General features: G+C 65.5%; 18 protein-coding genes. 15 read left to right on the top strand and 3 right to left on the bottom strand.

The window, feature by feature from the left end:
• Positions 1–28 precede the first annotated feature (28 nt).
• Positions 29–433, bottom strand: coding sequence for a DUF7793 family protein (locus tag AC20117_RS06295; protein ID WP_074700453.1), 405 nt, complete (start codon positions 431–433; stop codon positions 29–31).
• 498 nt (positions 434–931) lie between these two features.
• Here AC20117_RS06295 and AC20117_RS06290 point away from each other — a divergent pair, with 498 nt between their 5' ends.
• From AC20117_RS06290 to AC20117_RS06225, 14 genes are all read left to right on the top strand, one after another.
• Positions 932–2,614 (top strand): ABC-F family ATP-binding cassette domain-containing protein, encoded by a 1,683-nt coding sequence (locus tag AC20117_RS06290; RefSeq protein WP_074700454.1) that lies wholly within the window; start codon positions 932–934, stop codon positions 2,612–2,614.
• The gene (locus tag AC20117_RS06285; RefSeq protein WP_074700455.1) at positions 2,611–3,795 is read left to right on the top strand and encodes an MFS transporter; all 1,185 of its coding nucleotides are present in this window, start codon (positions 2,611–2,613) and stop codon (positions 3,793–3,795) included. Before AC20117_RS06290 ends, AC20117_RS06285 begins: the two co-directional genes overlap by 4 nt.
• A gap of 179 nt (positions 3,796–3,974) precedes the next feature.
• A complete protein-coding gene (locus AC20117_RS06280) occupies positions 3,975–4,970 on the top strand; it encodes an ABC transporter ATP-binding protein (RefSeq protein WP_074700456.1) in 996 nt (331 codons plus the stop codon).
• Between the two features lie 4 nt (positions 4,971–4,974).
• A complete protein-coding gene (locus tag AC20117_RS06275) occupies positions 4,975–5,820 on the top strand; it encodes an ABC transporter permease (RefSeq protein ID WP_074700457.1) in 846 nt (281 codons plus the stop codon).
• Positions 5,821–5,841: 21 nt separating this feature from the next.
• Positions 5,842–7,101 carry a sensor histidine kinase gene (locus tag AC20117_RS06270; protein WP_074700458.1) on the top strand — a complete coding sequence of 420 codons (1,260 nt, stop codon included), beginning with the start codon at positions 5,842–5,844 and terminating at the stop codon, positions 7,099–7,101.
• Between the two features lie 97 nt (positions 7,102–7,198).
• The gene (locus AC20117_RS06265) at positions 7,199–7,843 is read left to right on the top strand and encodes a response regulator (RefSeq protein WP_236777541.1); all 645 of its coding nucleotides are present in this window, start codon (positions 7,199–7,201) and stop codon (positions 7,841–7,843) included.
• Positions 7,844–7,941: 98 nt separating this feature from the next.
• Positions 7,942–8,358, top strand: coding sequence for a hypothetical protein (locus AC20117_RS06260; protein ID WP_074700460.1), 417 nt, complete (start codon positions 7,942–7,944; stop codon positions 8,356–8,358).
• 252 nt (positions 8,359–8,610) lie between these two features.
• Positions 8,611–8,916, top strand: a complete 306-nt coding sequence (rpsF, locus tag AC20117_RS06255; protein WP_074700461.1) for a 30S ribosomal protein S6 — start codon at positions 8,611–8,613, stop codon at positions 8,914–8,916.
• 96 nt (positions 8,917–9,012) lie between these two features.
• Positions 9,013–9,570 (top strand): single-stranded DNA-binding protein, encoded by a 558-nt coding sequence (locus AC20117_RS06250; RefSeq protein ID WP_074700462.1) that lies wholly within the window; start codon positions 9,013–9,015, stop codon positions 9,568–9,570.
• 60 nt (positions 9,571–9,630) lie between these two features.
• Positions 9,631–9,870: a 30S ribosomal protein S18 gene (rpsR, locus tag AC20117_RS06245; protein WP_026543915.1), complete on the top strand. Its 240-nt coding sequence runs from the start codon at positions 9,631–9,633 to the stop codon at positions 9,868–9,870.
• Positions 9,871–9,895: 25 nt separating this feature from the next.
• Entirely contained in the window at positions 9,896–10,345 is a 450-nt protein-coding gene (gene rplI / locus AC20117_RS06240; protein ID WP_074700463.1) for a 50S ribosomal protein L9, read from the top strand.
• Positions 10,346–10,530: 185 nt separating this feature from the next.
• Positions 10,531–12,171, top strand: coding sequence for an alkaline phosphatase D family protein (locus AC20117_RS06235; protein ID WP_074700464.1), 1,641 nt, complete (start codon positions 10,531–10,533; stop codon positions 12,169–12,171).
• A 33-nt stretch (positions 12,172–12,204) separates the two neighbouring features.
• Positions 12,205–13,044 carry a PhzF family protein gene (locus AC20117_RS06230; RefSeq protein ID WP_074700465.1) on the top strand — a complete coding sequence of 280 codons (840 nt, stop codon included), beginning with the start codon at positions 12,205–12,207 and terminating at the stop codon, positions 13,042–13,044.
• A 63-nt stretch (positions 13,045–13,107) separates the two neighbouring features.
• Positions 13,108–13,416 carry a hypothetical protein gene (locus tag AC20117_RS06225; protein ID WP_074700466.1) on the top strand — a complete coding sequence of 103 codons (309 nt, stop codon included), beginning with the start codon at positions 13,108–13,110 and terminating at the stop codon, positions 13,414–13,416.
• 81 nt (positions 13,417–13,497) lie between these two features.
• On the opposite strand, the gene AC20117_RS06220 is transcribed toward AC20117_RS06225, so the two are convergent.
• Together AC20117_RS06220 and AC20117_RS06215 are read right to left on the bottom strand one after the other, a co-directional pair.
• Positions 13,498–13,935 carry a DUF1801 domain-containing protein gene (locus AC20117_RS06220; protein WP_074700467.1) on the bottom strand — a complete coding sequence of 146 codons (438 nt, stop codon included), beginning with the start codon at positions 13,933–13,935 and terminating at the stop codon, positions 13,498–13,500.
• Between the two features lie 39 nt (positions 13,936–13,974).
• Positions 13,975–14,718, bottom strand: coding sequence for a hypothetical protein (locus AC20117_RS06215; RefSeq protein WP_074700468.1), 744 nt, complete (start codon positions 14,716–14,718; stop codon positions 13,975–13,977).
• 600 nt (positions 14,719–15,318) lie between these two features.
• On the opposite strand from AC20117_RS06215, the gene dnaB reads away from it, so the two are divergent.
• Positions 15,319–17,706, top strand: coding sequence for a replicative DNA helicase (dnaB, locus tag AC20117_RS06210; RefSeq protein WP_074700469.1), 2,388 nt, complete (start codon positions 15,319–15,321; stop codon positions 17,704–17,706).

The raw sequence follows: 17,706 nt of genomic DNA, 5'->3' as shown, positions 1-17,706 counted from the left end.
CACGCGTTCAGCCGGTGGAGCAGCGGATTCAGCCGGCCCCGCCGTCGTCGTGGTTCGCGTCCTGCTCCTGCACCAGCCACGCCATGGCTTCGGACCGCGAGTTGAAGAACCGCGTGGGGCACGGCGGGGTGTGCACGCCGAGGAAAAAGTTGGCGATGACCCGGTCCACGGCGGATTTGCCCAGCAGCGCTATCCGGTTCGCGGCGCAGGGAATCGAGAAGACCGCGCGGGCACCCCGGCTCACGGACTGCGTGGTCGCCATGTCAACCAGCATCGGATGCTCATCGGTGCCGGAGAGGTTGTTGACCTCCCGCATCGCGGCGCGGGCGTCCTCGGCTTCGATCCGCACCCCTTCCGTCCACCGCAGGTTCAGGATTCCATCCCCGGTGAGCTCCAGGGTGGCTTTGTCTCCTTCGATGGCGATCGGTTCCATGGCTCCTCCTGGACTGGGTGGCGCTCGCTGGGCTGGAGCGAAGCGGCTGTCTTATATGTAACGATAAACTGCCGCGCGGTGTACGTGCACGCCCCTGCCGTCGGCAGCCGTGGCGCTTCAAGCCTCGGCGCTTCCGGCAGACTGCAGTATCGGGCCGAACCACAGCCACCCTAGCTTTTCCTAACTGGGGTGGTTAACGCTGGTCAAACGCTCCATGGCCGAGCAGAATTGATTGTGTTGGAAGCGGAACGGGAAACCGGCCCGGATCCGGCAGCAGCTTAGTCCGTTGGGGGCGGCTGGGGAGACCCGGCTGTGGTGCATTAGCACCGGATATTCGCGGCTGCAGATACGAAATGGCTCGAAGTGAGTTGGCTCTTGGGGAGGCCTGACTTTGAGCCATTTCGTCTGTCCGGGGCCGTTTCAGCCGCGCGCCGCGGGTCACCTCGGCCGAACCCGGGCAATGTCTGCCTCGACCGCCGGAAGTGACACACTATAACGGTGGCCCATCTTGACGTGACCAATATTGATTTCTTCCTCTCCGACGGACGCCAGCTGCTCAACGGCGTCGGCTTCAAGGTCGGCGACGGCGCCAAAACCGCTCTGATCGGACCGAACGGCACCGGCAAGACCACGCTGCTGCGCATCATCGCCGGTGGCCTGACCCCGGACGAGGGCGCGGTCAGCCGCTCCGGCAACATGGGCATCATGCGCCAGTTCGTCGGCCAGGTCCGGGACGACACCACGGTGCGGGACCTGCTGGTGAGCGCCGCGCCGCCTGCCCTCGCAGCCGCCGCCAAGGCGGTGGATGCGGCCGAACTGGCCATGATGGAGCACGACGACGAGCCCACCCAGATGCGCTACGCCCAAGCGATCGCGGACTGGGGCGACGCCGGCGGCTACGAGCTGGAAACCGTCTGGGACGAAGTCACCATGGCCGCGCTCGGCATCCCCTTCGACCGCGCCCAGCACCGTGCGGCGTCGACCCTCTCCGGCGGCGAGCAGAAGCGCCTGGTCCTCGAGGCACTGTTCTCCGGCCCGGACGAGCTGCTGCTGCTCGACGAGCCGGACAACTACCTGGACGTGCCCGGCAAACGCTGGCTGGAAGGGAAGCTGAACGACTCCAAAAAGTCCGTGCTTTTCGTCAGCCACGACCGGGAGCTGCTGGCCAACGCCGCCAACCGGATCGTCACGCTGGAACCGGGTGCCCTCGGCGCCACAGCCTGGGTGCACGGCGGCGGTTTCGAAAGCTACCTGCAGGCACGCGCGGACCGCAACGCCCGCTTCGAGGAGCTGCGCAAGCGCTGGGACGAGGAGCACGTGAAGCTCAAGGAACTCGTCAACATGTACAAGAACAAGGCGGCCTTCCGCTCCGACATGGCCAACCGCTACCACGCGGCGCAGACCCGGCTGGCGAAGTTCCTCGAGGCCGGGCCCCCAGAGGCCGTGCCGATCGAGCAGAACGTGCACATGCGGCTCAAGGGCGGCCGCACCGCCAAGCGTGCCATCGTCGCCAGCAAGCTGGAGCTGACCGGCCTGATGAAGCCGTTCAGCACCGAGATCTGGTTCGGCGACCGCGTGGGCGTGCTGGGCTCCAACGGCTCGGGCAAGTCGCACTTCCTGCGGCTGCTGGCCAGCGGCGGCACGGATCCGGAGAAGGAGCACCTGCCGGTCTCCGAGGTCGAGATTGCCGAGGTTCCGCACACCGGGACGGTCAAGCTCGGCGCACGCATCCGCCCGGGTTTCTTCGCGCAGACCCACGTCCGCCCCGATCTGCTCGGCCGCACCCTGGTGGACATCCTGCACCGCGGCGACGAACACCGCTCCGGCCTGGGCCGGGAAGCCGCGGCCGCAGTGCTGGACCGCTACGGACTGGCGCAGCAGGCGGAGCAAAAATATGACTCGCTCTCCGGCGGCCAGCAGGCCCGGCTGCAGATCCTGCTGCTGGAACTCTCCGGCGCCACCTTGCTGCTGCTCGACGAGCCCACCGACAACCTGGACCTGCACTCGGCCGAGGCACTGGAGCGCGCCATCGATGCGTTCGAGGGCACGGTCCTCGCGGTCACCCACGACCGCTGGTTCGCCCGCAGCTTCGACCGCTTTTTAGTCTTCGGCTCCGACGGCAGGGTCTACGAGAGCGACGCGCCGGTCTGGGACGAAGAGCGCGTGGTCCGCCAGCGATGACGCCGCCCGGTTCCGTTGCCGGCGCCAAGTACGCCACCTTCATCATCTTTGGGCTGAACGGACTGGTCTTCGCCAGCTGGGCGGCCCGCATCCCCGCGGCGGCCTCCGCGCTGCAGATTTCCGCCGGGCAGATCGGCGCCCTGCTGCTGGCACTCGGGCTCGGCTCGGTGGTCTCGCTGCCGCTGGCTGGCCCGATTTCGGCGCGCATCGGCACGGCCAACACCGTGCGCGCGGGCGGCACCGTGGCGGCACTCGCCGCCGTCGGGCTGGCGATGGCGCTCTTCGCGGGCTCCGTTCCCGGAGCCGCGGCGGCGTTGTTCGTCTACGGGATCGGCGTCGCCTGGTGGGATGTGGCCCAGAACATCGAGGGCGCCGACGTCGAGCGCCGCCTGCTGCGCACCATCATGCCGCAGTTCCATGCCGCCTTCAGCCTGGGCGCCTTCGTCGGCGCGATGATCGGCGCGGCGCTCTCAGTCCTCCAGGTCCAGCTCGCCGTGCATCTGCTGTTCATGGCCGTGCTGGTGGCCGTCGCCGTCCTCACCGTGCCCAAGTACTTTCTGCCGCATGCGCCGGAACAACCTAACGACGACGACGGCGCTCCCCGCCGCGGCAAATTCGCCGCCTGGCGCGAACCGCGCACCGTGCTGATCGGCGTGCTGGTCCTCGGCGCGGCACTGACCGAGGGCGCGGCCAATGACTGGATCGCCCAGGCCACGGTGGTGGGGCTCGGCGCATCGGAGGCCATCGGGGCCGTGCTGTTCGGCATCTTCGTGGCCTCGATGACGCTGCTGCGGCTGGTCGGCGGACGGTTCATCGACCGCTGGGGCCGGGTCCTGGTGCTGCGGGTGAGCATGAGCACGGCGCTGGTGGGCCTGCTGGTGTTCGTCCTCGCCCCCGACGTGCCGCTGGCCGTCTTCGGCGCGGTCCTCTGGGGCGCGGGCGCCGCGCTCGGCTTCCCGATGGGTATGTCCGCGGCGGCCGATGACCGGGCCTTCGCCGCCGAACGCGTTTCGGTGGTCTCCACCCTGGGCTATGTGGCGTTCCTGGCCGGACCGCCGTTCCTCGGCTTCCTCGGCGAACATGTGGGCATCCGCAACGCCCTGCTCGCGGTGGCCGTGCTCATGGTCGCCTCGCTGCTGACCGCCCCCGCCGCCCGCGAACAGGAGCCCGTCCGGCGGTAAGGCAAGGTACTGTCCTACCCGTTGGCAGGCCTCCCGCGGACGACCCTGTAGTCCTCAAGGACTACGCGGGCCGCGGCAAGATCATCCTGCAGTGCGGTTACGCCGAGGCCGCCGGCCCGTAGCGTGGTTGGTGCGGGAATCTTCTCCGCCCGCAACCCCGAACTTTAAGGACGGCAGACATGATCGAGGCACACGGCCTGGTCAAGGTGTACGGCAAGAAACCCGCCGTGCAGGGCATCTCCTTTACCGTGCAGCCGGGCAAAGTCACCGGCTTCCTCGGCCCGAACGGCGCGGGCAAGTCCACCACCATGCGCATGATCATGGGGCTGGACCGGCCCACCAGCGGCGACGTCAAAGTGAACGGCAGGCACTATGCCGCGCACAAGGCTCCGCTGCGCGAAGTCGGCGCGCTGCTGGACGCCAAGGCGGTCCATAGCTCCCGCAGTGCCTACAACCATCTGCGCGCCATGGCGGCCACGCACGGCATCCCGGCGAAGCGGGTGCAGGAGGTCATCGACCTGACCGGCCTCGGCGCCGTCGCCAAGAAGCGGGTAGGCGGCTTCTCGCTCGGCATGGGCCAGCGGCTGGGGATCGCCGCCGCGCTGCTGGGCGATCCACAGACCATCATCCTGGACGAGCCCGTCAACGGGCTCGATCCCGAAGGCGTGCTTTGGGTCCGCAACCTGGTCCGTTCGCTCGCCGCCGAAGGCCGCACCGTGTTCCTCTCCTCGCACCTGATGAGCGAAATGGCGCAGACCGCGGACCACCTGCTGGTGATCGGCCGCGGCAAGATCATTGCCGATGCCAGCATGCAGGACTTCCTGAACAGCCAGAACCAGGTGCGTTCGCGCGTCCGGACAGACAACCCGGAGGCGCTGATCCGCGCGCTCGCCGCTCCCGGCGTCAGTGTGGATACCCGCGATACGGCGCTGCTGGAGATCACCGGCGTCGACCCCCGCGACATCGCCCGGGCTGCGTTGGAACAGCAGGTGCTGGTCTACGAACTCACCCCGCTGCAGGCTTCGCTGGAAGAGGTCTACATGGACCTGACCAAGGACGAAGTGGAATACCACTCGCAGAACATCGACACCCAGACGCCGCTGCAAGCACTGCCGGGACAGCCTGCACCGCCGGCCGAACTGGCCCCCGCGGGCACCAGCCGGGAAGGAAAGTAAGGCCATGAGCACTGCAACCATGAACAAGCCGGCCCACGCCACCGGCAGCGGCGTGAATTTCGTCCGGTCCCTGCACTCGGAGTGGATCAAGTTCACCACCCTGCGCTCCACCTGGATCCTGCTGGCCACCACGATCGTCGTCATGATCGGCATCGGCATGCTCGGCGCCTGGGGCATGGGCTCCGGCATGGAGTCCATCCGCGAAAGCGGGCAGGACCCGGCAGCCATGGGCATGGACGAGTCCATGCTGTACATGATGGCCACCGGCGGCATCGACTTCGGCCAGTTGATCATCGGCGCCCTGGGCGTGCTGCTGATCGCTTCCGAATACTCCACCGGCATGATCCGCTCCACCATGACCGCCGTACCGGGCCGCCTGTCCCCGCTGGCGGCCAAGGCCGTCGTCGTTGCTGCGGTAGCCGCCGTCGTCGGTATTGTCTCCAGCTTCGCCACGTATTTCCTCAGCCAGCCCATCCTGGCCGGCTACGGACTGGACTACGGGCTGGACGTGGAGAACTTCGTGCAGTCGCTGCTGCTCTCCGGTGTCTACCTGGCGCTGGTGGCCCTGATGGGCCTGGCCCTGGGGTCGCTGCTGCGCAACAGCGCCGGCGGGATCGTCACGCTGGTGGCCCTGCTGCTGGTGCTGCCGATCGTGGCGAGCATCCTCCAGTTCGACTGGATCCAGGACGGCGTGGTGCCCTACCTGCCCTCCAACGCCGGCCGCCAGCTGCTGGCGCTGGAAATTGCCGACGGCGACCTGACCCAGCTGCAGGGCGGTCTTGTCATGGCAGCCTGGACCGCGGTGCTGCTCGCCGCTGCCGCGGTGACCACCAAGTCCCGGGACGTCTAGGCCGGGGATAAGCTCACCAGCATGAGCACACAGACTTCAGCGAGGGAGGCGGCGGAGCGAACGGCCGCCGTCTCCTTCGCTGAGATATCTTCCAAGCGGCGGGGACCTTTCCGCCGCTATTTCCATGCCCACCCGGTGGCTATGGACTGGCTGCTGGTGGTGGCCAACTTCCTGTTCGGCCTGGGCAATGCGATCTACAGCATCGGCATTGGCGAATGGCTGCCGCTGATCCTGCTGCTGGGCGCCTGCACGGCGCTGGTGTTCCGCCGGCATTTTCCCTGGCTGGTGCTGGCGGCGATTGTCGTCGGGGACGTGCTCACCGTCCTGTTCACCAGTACCGGCAGCAGCTCCATCGGCATGTGGCTTGCCATCTACACCGTAGCCACTACGGTCCGGGCACTGCACGCGCTGGTGGCGGCCGTCCTCGCCGGGGCCCCGCTGCTGGTCGCCATGGCCTTCAAAATGCCGGCCGAAATCGCCGAAAGCATCGCCTCCGGCGAGCTGCCGCCCTACATCGGGCTGATCTCCGGCGTCGTCATTCTGTTGTTCAACGTCATTGCCGCCGGCATCGGGATCACCGTCCGGCGCGACCGGCAGCACGAAGAGGAGCTGCGCCGCTGGGCCGCCGACAATGCCCTGCTCGCCTCGGCCAACGAACGAACCAGGATTGCCCGCGAAATGCACGACGTCGTGGCCCACTCGTTGTCGGTGATGATCGCGCTCTCGGACGGCGCCGCCGTCGTTGTTAAGAAGGATCCGGGGCGGGCCGCGGACGTGCTCGACCAGCTCTCCGTCACCGGCCGCACCGCGCTCGCCGATATGCGCCGGGTGCTGGGCGTGCTGCGCGACGACGCCCAGCCGGCCGCACCGCTGGAGCCGGCCGGGAGCGAGCTGATGGAGCTGATCGAAGGCTTCCGCGCCGCCGGGCTGCCGCTGCGCGTGGTCACCAGCGGTCCGGTGCTGCCCGAAGACCGGAATTTCAAGCTGACCGTGTTCCGGATTGTGCAGGAGTCGCTGACCAACGTGCTGCGCTATGCCCGCGGCCTGAGCGAGGTCAAGGTGGACATCACCCGGGCCGGCTCGGTGGTGAATATCCGCGTCACCGACGACGGGCATGCCCCGGCGTCGGTGAAGTCCCTGGGTGCCGGGCAGGGCATTACCGGCATGCGCGAACGCGCGGCGATTTACCACGGCACGGTGGACTGCGGTCCGCGTCCCAATGGTGGTTGGATGGTTGAAGCAACGTTGTACTGGCCGGGGGAGGAGCCTGCACATGGCTGAGGAAAGCACTGAATCAACTGCACCAACTGAAGCAACGGCGCCGGTACCGTCCGGCCCCATCCGGGTGCTGCTGGTCGATGACCAGCCGCTGCTGCGCATGGGATTCCGCCTGATCCTCGAGGGCGAGGACGACGTCGAGATCGCGGGCGAGGCGTCCAACGGTGCCGAAGCGCTGGAGCTAGTCCGGAAGCTCGAGCCGGACGTGGTGCTGATGGATGTGCGCATGCCCGTGCTGGACGGAATCGAAGCCACCCGGCAGATCACCGCGGCCGGACTGTGTGCGCGGATCATCATCCTGACCACGTTCGACCTGGACGAATATGCCTTTGCCGGGCTGCAGGCCGGGGCGAGTGCCTTCCTGCTCAAGGACGTGGCACCGGACGAACTGGTCCACGCCGTGCGGCTGGTGGCCAGCGGGGACGCCGTGGTGGCACCGCGGGTAACGCAGCGGCTGCTGGAAACCTACGTCCGGGCCCTGCCTGCCGATGCCAGCCCCGCCGTGGCGCCGCAGCGCGACCCGCTGCTCGATGACCTCACGCCGCGGGAGCTCGAAGTACTCTCCGCCATCGCCGAGGGGCTGTCCAACGCCGAGATCGCGCACAAGTTCTTCCTCTCCGAGGCCACGGTGAAGACGCATGTCCGCCGGATCCTGAGTAAGCTGCACCTGCGTGACCGGGTGCAGGCCGTGGTCTATGCGTACGAGACAGGCCTGGTGGTCCCGAGCCAGGGGCTGGATTACTGACCCTGCGCGGCCCGGCGCCGGAGGTTCCCTAACCTTTTCCCATCCACATACCGCCGGTCCCGGGATAAGGTGGCCTTCTACGGAAGGTGTTGGGGGACATGAATCTGGAAGAGCTGGATGAGCGGGTCCACGAGGAAGACGGTGAATCCGCCGCGGGCAAGACCCGCTCGGTGGGACGCAACCTTGCGGCCGCCCTGGGTTTCACGTTCGTGGCCCTCGCCGTCGTCGCGGTGCTCGCCGTGGTGGTAATGAACCACCTGGCCTACCTGAACTCCGCCACCGAACAGTCCAAGATCAGCGCCACCGCCTATCTGGACAGCCAGCTGCTGAGCAGTTACGAGATCAAGCAGGCCGCCCGCGTCGAGAAGCTGGACCAGCTCTCCGTCGTGGAGGTCACCACGGACTTCGACACCGGTTATGGCGACGCGGGCACCGCCGTTGTCACGGTCGGCTGCGAGAAGTGGTGGGTCCAGCGCTGCGAAGTGGTCGACGTTTCCGGCCTGCCCGGCCGCTGACAGCCCGGCTGTGGAGGACAAGTCGCGCGCGCGTGCGCCGGCCCTGGAACCGCGTCAATCCGCGGATTAACTCCCCGGCCCACCTGTCCGGTAAGCTTGATGAGTCTGTGCTGGCATTGCCGCCGTCTTTTTTCTGTGAGAATAACCAAAACACCCGAAAGAGTCTGCGGTGGTTCTGCGGCCGGACAACGCAATAGAACCTCCTGTTACGGAAATACCGTGACCGTCTAGCCCAAAGGAGGTGGGTTCACAATGCGTGCTTATGAACTGATGGTAATCATCGACCCCGAGGTCGAAGAGCGTACCGTAGAGCCTCAGCTCGACAAGTTCCTCAACGTCATCCGCACCGACGGTGGCACCGTCGACAAGGTCGACATCTGGGGACGCCGCCGTCTTGCCTACGACATCAAGAAGAAGTCCGAAGGCATCTACGCAGTGGTTAACTTCACCGCTACCCCCGCAACCGCAGCTGAGCTTGACCGTCAGCTTGGTCTGAACGAGACCATCCTGCGCACCAAGATCATCCGCCCGGAGGAGCAGAAGATCTCCGCTGAGTAATTTCAGCTTTGATCTTCGGAGCCCCACCGGCTCCACTCTTCAGAACGCAGAACCGCGGACATTAATAGTCCGCGGATCAGGACATCAGGAGGCAGTATGGCAGGCGAAACCGTAATCACCGTCGTTGGTAACCTCACCAACGATCCGGAACTCCGGTTCACTCCGTCAGGCTCGGCAGTAGCAAACTTCACCGTTGCTTCCACGCCGCGGACCTTTGACCGCCAGTCCAACGAATGGAAGGACGGGGAAACCCTGTTCCTCCGCGCGTCGGTATGGCGTGAGGCTGCAGAGAACGTCGCCGAGACCCTGACCAAGGGCACCCGTGTGCTCGTTCAGGGGCGACTGAAGTCGCGTTCCTATGAGACCAAAGAAGGCGAAAAGCGCACCGTGATGGAGCTTGAGGTCGACGAAATCGGCCCCTCGCTGCGTTATGCATCCGCAAAGGTTACCCGTACCCAGCGCTCCGGCGGTGGCCAGGGCGGCTTCGGCGGCGGCAACAGCGGTGGCTTCGGCGGAAACCAGAACCAGGGCTGGGGAGCACCGCAATCCGCTCCGCAGTCCGCACCTCAGGATGACCCCTGGGGCGCACCGGCAGGCGGCGGCAACGCCGGCGGCTGGGGCAATGGTCCTGACTCCAACGAACCGCCCTTCTAAACAAAACACCCCATCCCGCAGAAACGTTCTGCGGGCTCCACTAGATAAAGGAGCTCCACGATGGCTAAGGCTGAACTCCGTAAGCCCAAACCAAAGTCCAACCCCTTGAAGGCCGCTGACGTCACCGTCATCGACTACAAGGACGTAGCATTGCTGCGCAAGTTCATCTCCGACCGCGGAAAGATCCGCGCCCGCCGCGTTACTGGTGTAACCGTGCAGGAGCAGCGCAAGATCGCACTGGCAATCAAGAACGCCCGCGAAGTTGCTCTGCTGCCTTACTCCGGCGCTGGCCGCGGCTAAGCGAAGCGAAGAGGAGAGTACAAACATGGCAAAGCTCATTTTGACCCACGAAGTAACCGGTCTCGGTACCGCAGGTGACGTCGTCGAGGTAAAGAACGGTTACGCCCGTAACTACCTTCTGCCCCGCGGCTTCGCTCTGGCCTGGTCCAAGGGCGGCGAGAAGCAGGTTGAGTCCATCAAGGCTGCCCGTGCAGCCCGCGAGCACGCTTCCCTGGAAGATGCTCAGGCTCAGGCCCAGTCCCTGTCCGCCAAGCCGGTCAAGCTGACCGTCAAGGCCGGCGAGTCCGGACGCCTGTTCGGTACCGTCAAGCCCGCCGACGTTGCAGCAGCCGTTGAAGCTGCAGGTCTGGGCGCCATCGACAAGCGCAAGGTTGAACTGCCTGAGCACATCAAGTCGGTTGGCAAGTACCAGGCCAACGTTCGTCTGCACGAGGACGTAGCCGCTGTCATCGACCTCCAGGTCGTTGCAGGCTAATAGCCCGATGCTTGGTTGATCCGCTTGCGGTGATACCGACATTTTGCGCAAAGGACCTCTGCCCTCACGGGTGGGGGTCCTTTGCCATGTCGGGGCGCACCGGCTCATGCTCCCGTCGCCGGACGCTTACCGGACGTTCACACCCAGGCCACCAGCGCGTCAGGCCGTTCGGCAACAGTGGGGCCATGCCCGAAATTTCCCGCCGTTCCCTTGTCCTTGGTGCCTTCGCCGCAGCCGGAACCGTCGCCGCCGCAGGGGCCGCGCCGGCGTCGGCCGTTTCCCGTCCTTCGGCCGGCGGCGCTCCGCTGGTCCGCAAGCGTCTGACGCTGCCCAGCGGCATCGCCACCGGCGATGTCACCAGCAGGTCCGCCGTTCTCTGGTCCCGCGCCTCCGGCCCCGGCCGCCTGATCGCCACCCTGCGGACAACCGACGACGACGGCCGTGTTCTGCGCGGCAAGGGTGCCTTCGAGCGCGTGGTGCGCAGCGGCTGGGCCACCGAGGCATCGGACTTCACGGCGAAGTTCGACGCGCGCAACCTGCCTTCCGGCAGCCGGTTTCAATTGTCGCTGCGGTTCGAGGATGAACGCGGTGTGCCCGGTGAGGTTGTCCGCGGTTCCTTTGCGACGCCGGACGCCCCGGGTGCGTCCGGCCGCGGGCAGGGCTGGGGCCCCCGCCACCAGCGTGGCCAAAGCTTCGTCTGGACGGGTGACACGGCCGGCCAGGGCTGGGGCATCAACGAAGAGATCGGCGGCATGCTCGGCTACCGGGCCATGCACGAGACCCGCCCCGACTTCTTTATCCACTGCGGCGATACCATTTATGCCGACGGACCCATCTCGGCGGAAGTCAGGGAGCCGGACGGCCGGATCTGGAAGAACCTGGTGACCGAAGAGGTCTCCAAGGTCGCCGAAACCCTGAACGAATACCGCGGGCGCCACCGCTACAACATGATGGACGCGAACCTGCGAGCCATGTACGCGGAGGTGCCGGTGATCGCGCAGTGGGATGACCACGAGACGCACAACAACTGGTGGCACGGCGAGGTCATCGACGACCCGCGCTACACCGTCCGCGACATCGATACGCTGGCCGCCCGCGGCCGCCAGGCCTGGCAGGAGTACATGCCGATCACCGACAGCCGCGCCACGCGCAAGGGCACTACGGGCTTCGAGCCGGCCCGGATCTACCGGAAGATCGAGCGCGGGCCGCAGCTGGACATTTTCGCGCTGGACATGCGCACCTACAAGGGCGAAAACACGGCGGGACTGGAGCAAAAGGCCACCAGCATCCTCGGCGAAGAGCAGCTGCAGTGGCTGATCCACGAAGTGAAAAAGTCCAAGGCCACGTGGAAAGTCATCTCTGCCGACCTGCCGCTGGGCATCATCGTTCCGGACGGCAAGGCACAGGAGAGCATTGCCAACAACAACGACGGCGCCCCGCTGGGCCGCGAACTGGAACTGGCCAGGCTGCTCAAGGCCTTCAAGGACAACCGCATCAAGAACGTCGTCTGGGTGACCGCGGATGTGCACTACTGCGCGGCTCACCACTACGCGCCGGAACGGGCCGCGTTCAAGGACTTCGACCCGTTCTGGGAGTTCGTCGCGGGACCCATCAACGCCGGCGGCTTCGGGCCCAACGAGATGGACCTGACCTTCGGCCCCGAGGTCGTGTTTTCGCAGGCCGGCTACACCAACCAGTCACCGCGCACCGGAGAGGCCCAGTTCTTCGGCCACGTGGAGCTCGACGGCGACGACGTCTTCACGGTGAGCCTGCGCAACGCCCGCGGCGCCGTCCTGTGGAGCAAGACCCTCCACCCGGAACGCTGAGCTGCCGGACGCCGTACCGAGTAGGCTACCGACGTGAGTACCCACGCGTTTTCCCAGGTTGATGTCTTCACCACCGGTCCCGGAACCGGCAATCCGCTGGCGGTGGTCGGCGGCGCGGAGGACCTCTCCACGGAGCAAATGCAGCGCTTCGCCAACTGGACCAACCTCTCCGAGACCACCTTCCTACTGCCGCCGACGCAGCCCGGGGCCGACTACCGGGTCCGGATCTTCACGCCGAGCGAAGAGCTGCCCTTCGCCGGGCATCCGACCCTGGGCAGCGCCGCCGTCTGGCTGCAGGACGGCGGCAGTCCGCAGAGCGACACTGGCCTGGTGCAGGAATGCGAAGCCGGGCTGGTCAACCTGAAGAACGACGGCGGCCGGCTGGCCTTCGCCGCCCCGCCACGGGTACGTACGGGTGAACTGCCGGAGGAAAATGTTGAGCGGATCTGTGCCGCGCTGGGGCTGGAGCGCTCCGCCGTCGTCCGCCACCAGTGGGCGGACAACGGCCCCCGCTGGCAGGCACTCCAGCTCACCGATGCCCGGACAGTACTCGAGGTGGAACCGGACTACGCCGCCCTCTCGCCCTTCGGCGTCGGACTTATTGGGGCCTATCCGGAAGGCAGCGAGCTCGGTTTCGAGGTCCGCGGGCTGATGGGCTTCGAGGCGGTTCCTGCCGAAGACCCGGCGACAGGGAGCCTGAATGCCGCCTTGGGGCAGTGGCTGATCGGCGAGGGCGCCGCCCCGGCGAGCTATACCGTCCGCCAGGGATCCAGACTGGGCCGGGATGCGCGGCTGTACGTCCGGGCCGAAGACGGCGACGTGTGGGTCGGTGGCGACGTGCAGATCGTCATCCGCGGCACGGTGGAGCTGTAGGGCAAGACTGGCGGCGCCGGGCCGGATTGGCCCTGCCGCGGTCCGGCACCGGACAATAGACGGGTGGCTACTGCGCAAACTTCCCGGAACCGTTCCCGCACCGCGCTCTGGGCGCTCGTCTCGTCGGGGCTCGCCGCGCTCCTGCTCGTCTTGGTCCTGATCTACGCCGCGGCGACCGGCGGTGCCGGGCTGATCCTGGCTCCGCTCGTGGCATTGCCCGTGCTCATGTTCGCGCTGGGCGCCGTGGCCCTGGCGGTTTCCGCACTCGCCCGGCGTACCCATGCCCGCCGGCTGGCCACGATCGGCCTGATCCTTGGGATTATCTGCGCAGTGCCGCCGGTGTGGCTGTGGATCTGGCTGCTCGCCGGTTAGCCCTGCGCCGTCGCCAAGCCCTCCGCGCCGCCGCTAGCCCTGGCACCGCCCATTAGCCTCTGGCTGCGGCCTGCAATCCGGCTAGGACTGGCTCTGCAGCGACTCGTGGACCGCCGTCGTCATGTGTTTGTAGCCGAGGGCGATGAGCTCCCTGAGGACAGCGACATCCACGTCCGCCAGCTTGTTGATATAGAGGCAGGCCGCCCCCGTCTTGTGCTTGCCCAGCCTCTCCAGCAGCGGCGCTGACCCGGGCGCGTAGGTCAGGCCGTAGAGCGCGAGGTTGCCCTTGCGCGGCGAGAAACCGACGGCGGCAGCATCGCCTTCGCGCCCGCTGGCGTATTTGTAGTGGTAACTGCCGAAGCCGATGATGGACGGCCCCCACATGACCGGCGGCTGGCCCGTCAGTTGCTCGAAGAGGTCCAGCAGCACCTGTCCGTCCGCGCGCCGGACGGGATGCTCCACAGCGTCCACAAAGGCCTGGGCGGACTCAGCGGTGGGTGCAGTCTTGTTTTCAGTCATGGAGGCAGTCTGGCAGATGGATGGCTGCCGCGGGAAGGTTCAGGGGCCTTCCGGGGCGCCCGCCGGTGGTTCGTCGTGGATGAGCTCCACAAAGCCGGCTGCTTCCTGCTGGGACGCGTCCGAGTGTTCCATCAGCAACTGCACCGCGGCTTCCTTGTCGCCGTCGAGCGCCGCCGCCCTGATCCTGGCAAAGACCTCGTCATTGAGCCGGGTACTCGCGATCTCCCTGATCTCATCGCCTTTGGAGACGATCGCCCGGTAACGGTAGCCCGTGGCCGGAGTGACGCTTGCGCGGGCGGCCGAGGCATCGGCAGTGGTGCTTGATTCCGGAGTGGCGAGCGGCTCAGGAGTGGAATCGGGCTTCAAAGCGGCGCTCCTCTCCGTGGTGCCGTCGGAGTCCGGCCGCGCGGTCCCGGGGCCATCCTCCGGCTGGGGCGCCTGCGGGGGAGTGTACGGCTGGGGGTGAGCGGACATATTTGCGACGGCGGAAGCAGCTTCGCGCAGGCCGGCTCCGGTCGCAGCCCGGTAATCCTTGATCGCCCGCAGCGCATCGCCCCTCGCGATAGCGGAGTAGACGGCCGTGTGCTGCTGCTGGTTCAGCCGGCTGCTGGCCAGCTCGGAATGCTCCTTGGAGGTAGCAGGCGCCGCAGTCAGCCCCTGCCGGCGGCCGGTTCCGCCGCCGTCGTCGGTGGGTGTGGATCTGCGTTTGGCCGTTTTCAACAGGAGCAGGCCGAGCGCAACGACGACAACCAGAATTAGCAAGGGGATCAGGAAAAGCTCCATGTGATCAATCCTACGGGCACAACCAGATGGGCAGCAGCCCTCCGCCCGAGACTGCGCCGAACTAAAAGTGGTACCTGAAGGGCGAGATTCTTTGTTTTCGAGCCGAACGGGTAACGACGCACGTCAGTGGCACAGGATAGGCCTAGCGTTGGGGCGCGCGGGTGGAAAAGGCTGTGGATAACGGCGTGGATAAGTAGCGTGTAGGGCTATGTGAGGCATCTGTCAACACGAGGGATGTGGATGAGTGTTCCACAGAAAATTCTTTAATCCACAGTCATGAATAAAAGTTTCCGCAGGTCAGAGCCTTGTTACTGCTGAGTTAACTTTGTTATCCACAGTTGTGCACACAGGCTGTGCACAAGACACGCCGCCTAATCCACAATTAATCCACAGGACCGGTGGATAACTCGCTTGGTTCTGTGTGGATAGAGGGCTAACGTTGCGGAGTATCCCTCAACAGACCGCGATCCGGTCTCTAGTTTTTCGTGCCCTCAACCGGGAGCAGCGGAAAGCGTCGGAGGCGGCTGATATACCCGTTTCAACGGGCGAGGCGGGATGCGATTGCCCGGTTTGTCGTTTTAGTAGAGAAAGCAGGCAGCGGTGACTTTAGTACATGCCGACTCCGCCCAGGCTGGCCGGGAACCGGACTTCGCACGTACCCCGCCTCAGGATCTCGTAGCCGAACAGTCGGTACTCGGCGGCATGATGCTGTCCAAGGACGCCATCGCAGACTGCGTCGAGGTGCTGCGCGGCGTCGACTTCTACCGTCCATCGCATGAAGCGATCTATGAGGCCATCATCGACCTCTACGGCCGCGGCGAACCTGCCGACGCCGTCACCGTCTCCGACCTGCTGACCAAGCGCGGCGAAATCTCGCGCATCGGCGGACCCGCATACCTGCACACCCTCATCCAGTCCGTCCCCACGGCTGCCAACGCCGGCTTCTACGCGGAGATCGTGCGTGAACGCGCTGTGCTCCGCCGGCTGGTGGATGCCGGAACCAAGATCGTCCAGCTCGGATACTCGCAGGACGGCGAAGTCGACGACATCGTTAACCAGGCGCAGGCGGAGATTTACACCGTGGCCGAGCGCCGGACCGCCGAAGACTATGTCGCCCTGAAGGACATTATTGAAGGTACGGTCGACGAGATCGAATCTGCCGGCCACCGCGGCGAAGGCATGACGGGTGTTCCCACCGGCTTCTACGAACTCGACGAACTGACCCAGGGCCTGCACGGCGGACAGATGATCGTTATTGCGGCAAGGCCGGCTGTGGGTAAATCGACGTTCGCTTTGGATTTTGCCCGGTCTGCAGCGATTAAGAACAACATGACGACGGTCTTCTTCTCCCTGGAAATGGGCCGGAACGAGATCGCCATGCGCTTGCTCTCGGCAGAAGCAACCATCGGGCTGCAGGACCTGCGCAAGGGAACCATCAAGGACGAGCAGTGGGGCAAGATCGCCACCACCATGGGCCGGATGAATGATGCTCCGCTCTTCATTGACGACAGCCCCAACATGTCGCTGATGGAAATCCGCGCCAAGTGCCGCCGTCTGAAGCAGCGCCATGATCTCAAGCTGGTGGTCCTGGACTACCTCCAGCTGATGTCGTCCGGTAAGCGCGTGGAATCGCGTCAGCAGGAAGTTTCCGAGTTCTCCCGTGCGCTCAAACTGCTGGCTAAGGAGCTCGAGGTTCCCGTGATTGCGCTGTCGCAGCTGAACCGTGGTTCCGAGCAGCGTACGGATAAGAAGCCGATGGTTTCCGACCTTCGTGAATCGGGTTGCCTGACCGCCGATACCCGCGTGTTGCGTTCGGATACCGGTGCTGAGACAACCATGGGCGAATTGTTCGCTTCCGGTGCCAAGGATGTGCCCGTTTGGTCGCTCGACGAAAGCCTCCGCTATGTCGAGCGCCACCTGACGCATGTTTTCTCCACCGGAGTGAAACCGGTCTACCGGCTGACTCTCTCTTCAGGAAAGACTGTCCGGGCCACGGAAAACCATCCCTTCTTCACTTATGAGGGCTGGAAACCACTTGGGGAGCTGACAGTCGGGGACCGGCTTGGAGTTCCGCGACACGTAAACGGCCCATCCGAGCGCGTTGTCTGGAGCGATGAGCAAGTAGTGGCGGCCGCCAAGGTGCTGGGAGCCAACGCGACGCGTACTTCCCCTGAGATTTACGACGTCGAAGACGGTCACGTTAGCGACGCGATGGCCTTTGTCCCCAGTGCAGTGTTTGCCCTGCCGAAGAAGCAGATCGCTTTGTTCTTTGGCCAGCTCTGGACTGCCGGCGGCACGGTCGGCGTAACGATGTCAGGTACTCGCGGGGACATCAGTTTTGCCTCTGGATCCCGCGCGGTTCTGGACGGCCTCGCCACGCTGCTCTTGCGGTTTGGCATCAGCGCCGAAATCGCTATGGTGTCCGAGGGCTTCCGGTTGGCGATCTCAGGTACGGATGACCAGCGCAGATTCCTGCAGGAAATCAACGTATACGGCGATGTGACTCCGGCAGCCGAGCGCCTCCTTGAACTGGTGAGGGATGCCTCTGCCATGCCCGCGCCGAAACCCGTGCCTGACACAGTTTGGTCAGAGGTTCGGAACATTATGGAGGACCCTTCGGAACCGGCTCTCGGCCGGATGACAGCGGTCCTTGAAAAGGCTGATCTGGATGTTGAAGCCGTCAACGATCTGTTCTGGGACTCGATCGTGAGCATCATTCCCGACGGCGAAGAAGAAGTCTTTGACGCTACGGTCCTGGGCAACCATAACTTCGTGGCGAACGGCATCGCTGTCCATAACTCGATCGAGCAGGATGCGGATATGGTCATCCTCCTGCACCGCGAGGATATCTATGACAAAGAGTCACCTCGTGCGGGTGAAGCAGACGTGATTGTAGCCAAGCACCGTAACGGCCCGACGAAGACCATCGTGGTCGGCTTCCAAGGCCACTATTCACGCTTCTCGAACATGGCCGTCGAGCACGGTTAA

This window comes from Arthrobacter crystallopoietes (genome assembly GCF_002849715.1).
Lineage (GTDB): Bacteria > Actinomycetota > Actinomycetes > Actinomycetales > Micrococcaceae > Crystallibacter > Crystallibacter crystallopoietes.
Note: the sequence above shows the minus strand (reverse complement) of the source record. Positions and strands in the feature narration are given on the sequence as shown.

Bases quoted from the DNA above. Each gene is read 5' to 3' on its own strand.
- AC20117_RS06295 (WP_074700453.1), bottom strand. From the start codon at position 433: ATGGAACCGATCGCCATCGAAGGAGACAAAGCCACCCTGGAGCTCACC.
- AC20117_RS06285 (WP_074700455.1), top strand. From the start codon at position 2,611: ATGACGCCGCCCGGTTCCGTTGCCGGCGCCAAGTACGCCACCTTCATC.
- AC20117_RS06280 (WP_074700456.1), top strand. From the start codon at position 3,975: ATGATCGAGGCACACGGCCTGGTCAAGGTGTACGGCAAGAAACCCGCC.
- AC20117_RS06275 (WP_074700457.1), top strand. From the start codon at position 4,975: ATGAGCACTGCAACCATGAACAAGCCGGCCCACGCCACCGGCAGCGGC.
- AC20117_RS06270 (WP_074700458.1), top strand. From the start codon at position 5,842: ATGAGCACACAGACTTCAGCGAGGGAGGCGGCGGAGCGAACGGCCGCC.
- AC20117_RS06265 (WP_236777541.1), top strand. From the start codon at position 7,199: ATGGGATTCCGCCTGATCCTCGAGGGCGAGGACGACGTCGAGATCGCG.
- AC20117_RS06260 (WP_074700460.1), top strand. From the start codon at position 7,942: ATGAATCTGGAAGAGCTGGATGAGCGGGTCCACGAGGAAGACGGTGAA.
- rpsF (WP_074700461.1), top strand. From the start codon at position 8,611: ATGCGTGCTTATGAACTGATGGTAATCATCGACCCCGAGGTCGAAGAG.
- AC20117_RS06250 (WP_074700462.1), top strand. From the start codon at position 9,013: ATGGCAGGCGAAACCGTAATCACCGTCGTTGGTAACCTCACCAACGAT.
- rpsR (WP_026543915.1), top strand. From the start codon at position 9,631: ATGGCTAAGGCTGAACTCCGTAAGCCCAAACCAAAGTCCAACCCCTTG.
- rplI (WP_074700463.1), top strand. From the start codon at position 9,896: ATGGCAAAGCTCATTTTGACCCACGAAGTAACCGGTCTCGGTACCGCA.
- AC20117_RS06235 (WP_074700464.1), top strand. From the start codon at position 10,531: ATGCCCGAAATTTCCCGCCGTTCCCTTGTCCTTGGTGCCTTCGCCGCA.
- AC20117_RS06220 (WP_074700467.1), bottom strand. From the start codon at position 13,935: ATGACTGAAAACAAGACTGCACCCACCGCTGAGTCCGCCCAGGCCTTT.
- AC20117_RS06215 (WP_074700468.1), bottom strand. From the start codon at position 14,718: ATGGAGCTTTTCCTGATCCCCTTGCTAATTCTGGTTGTCGTCGTTGCG.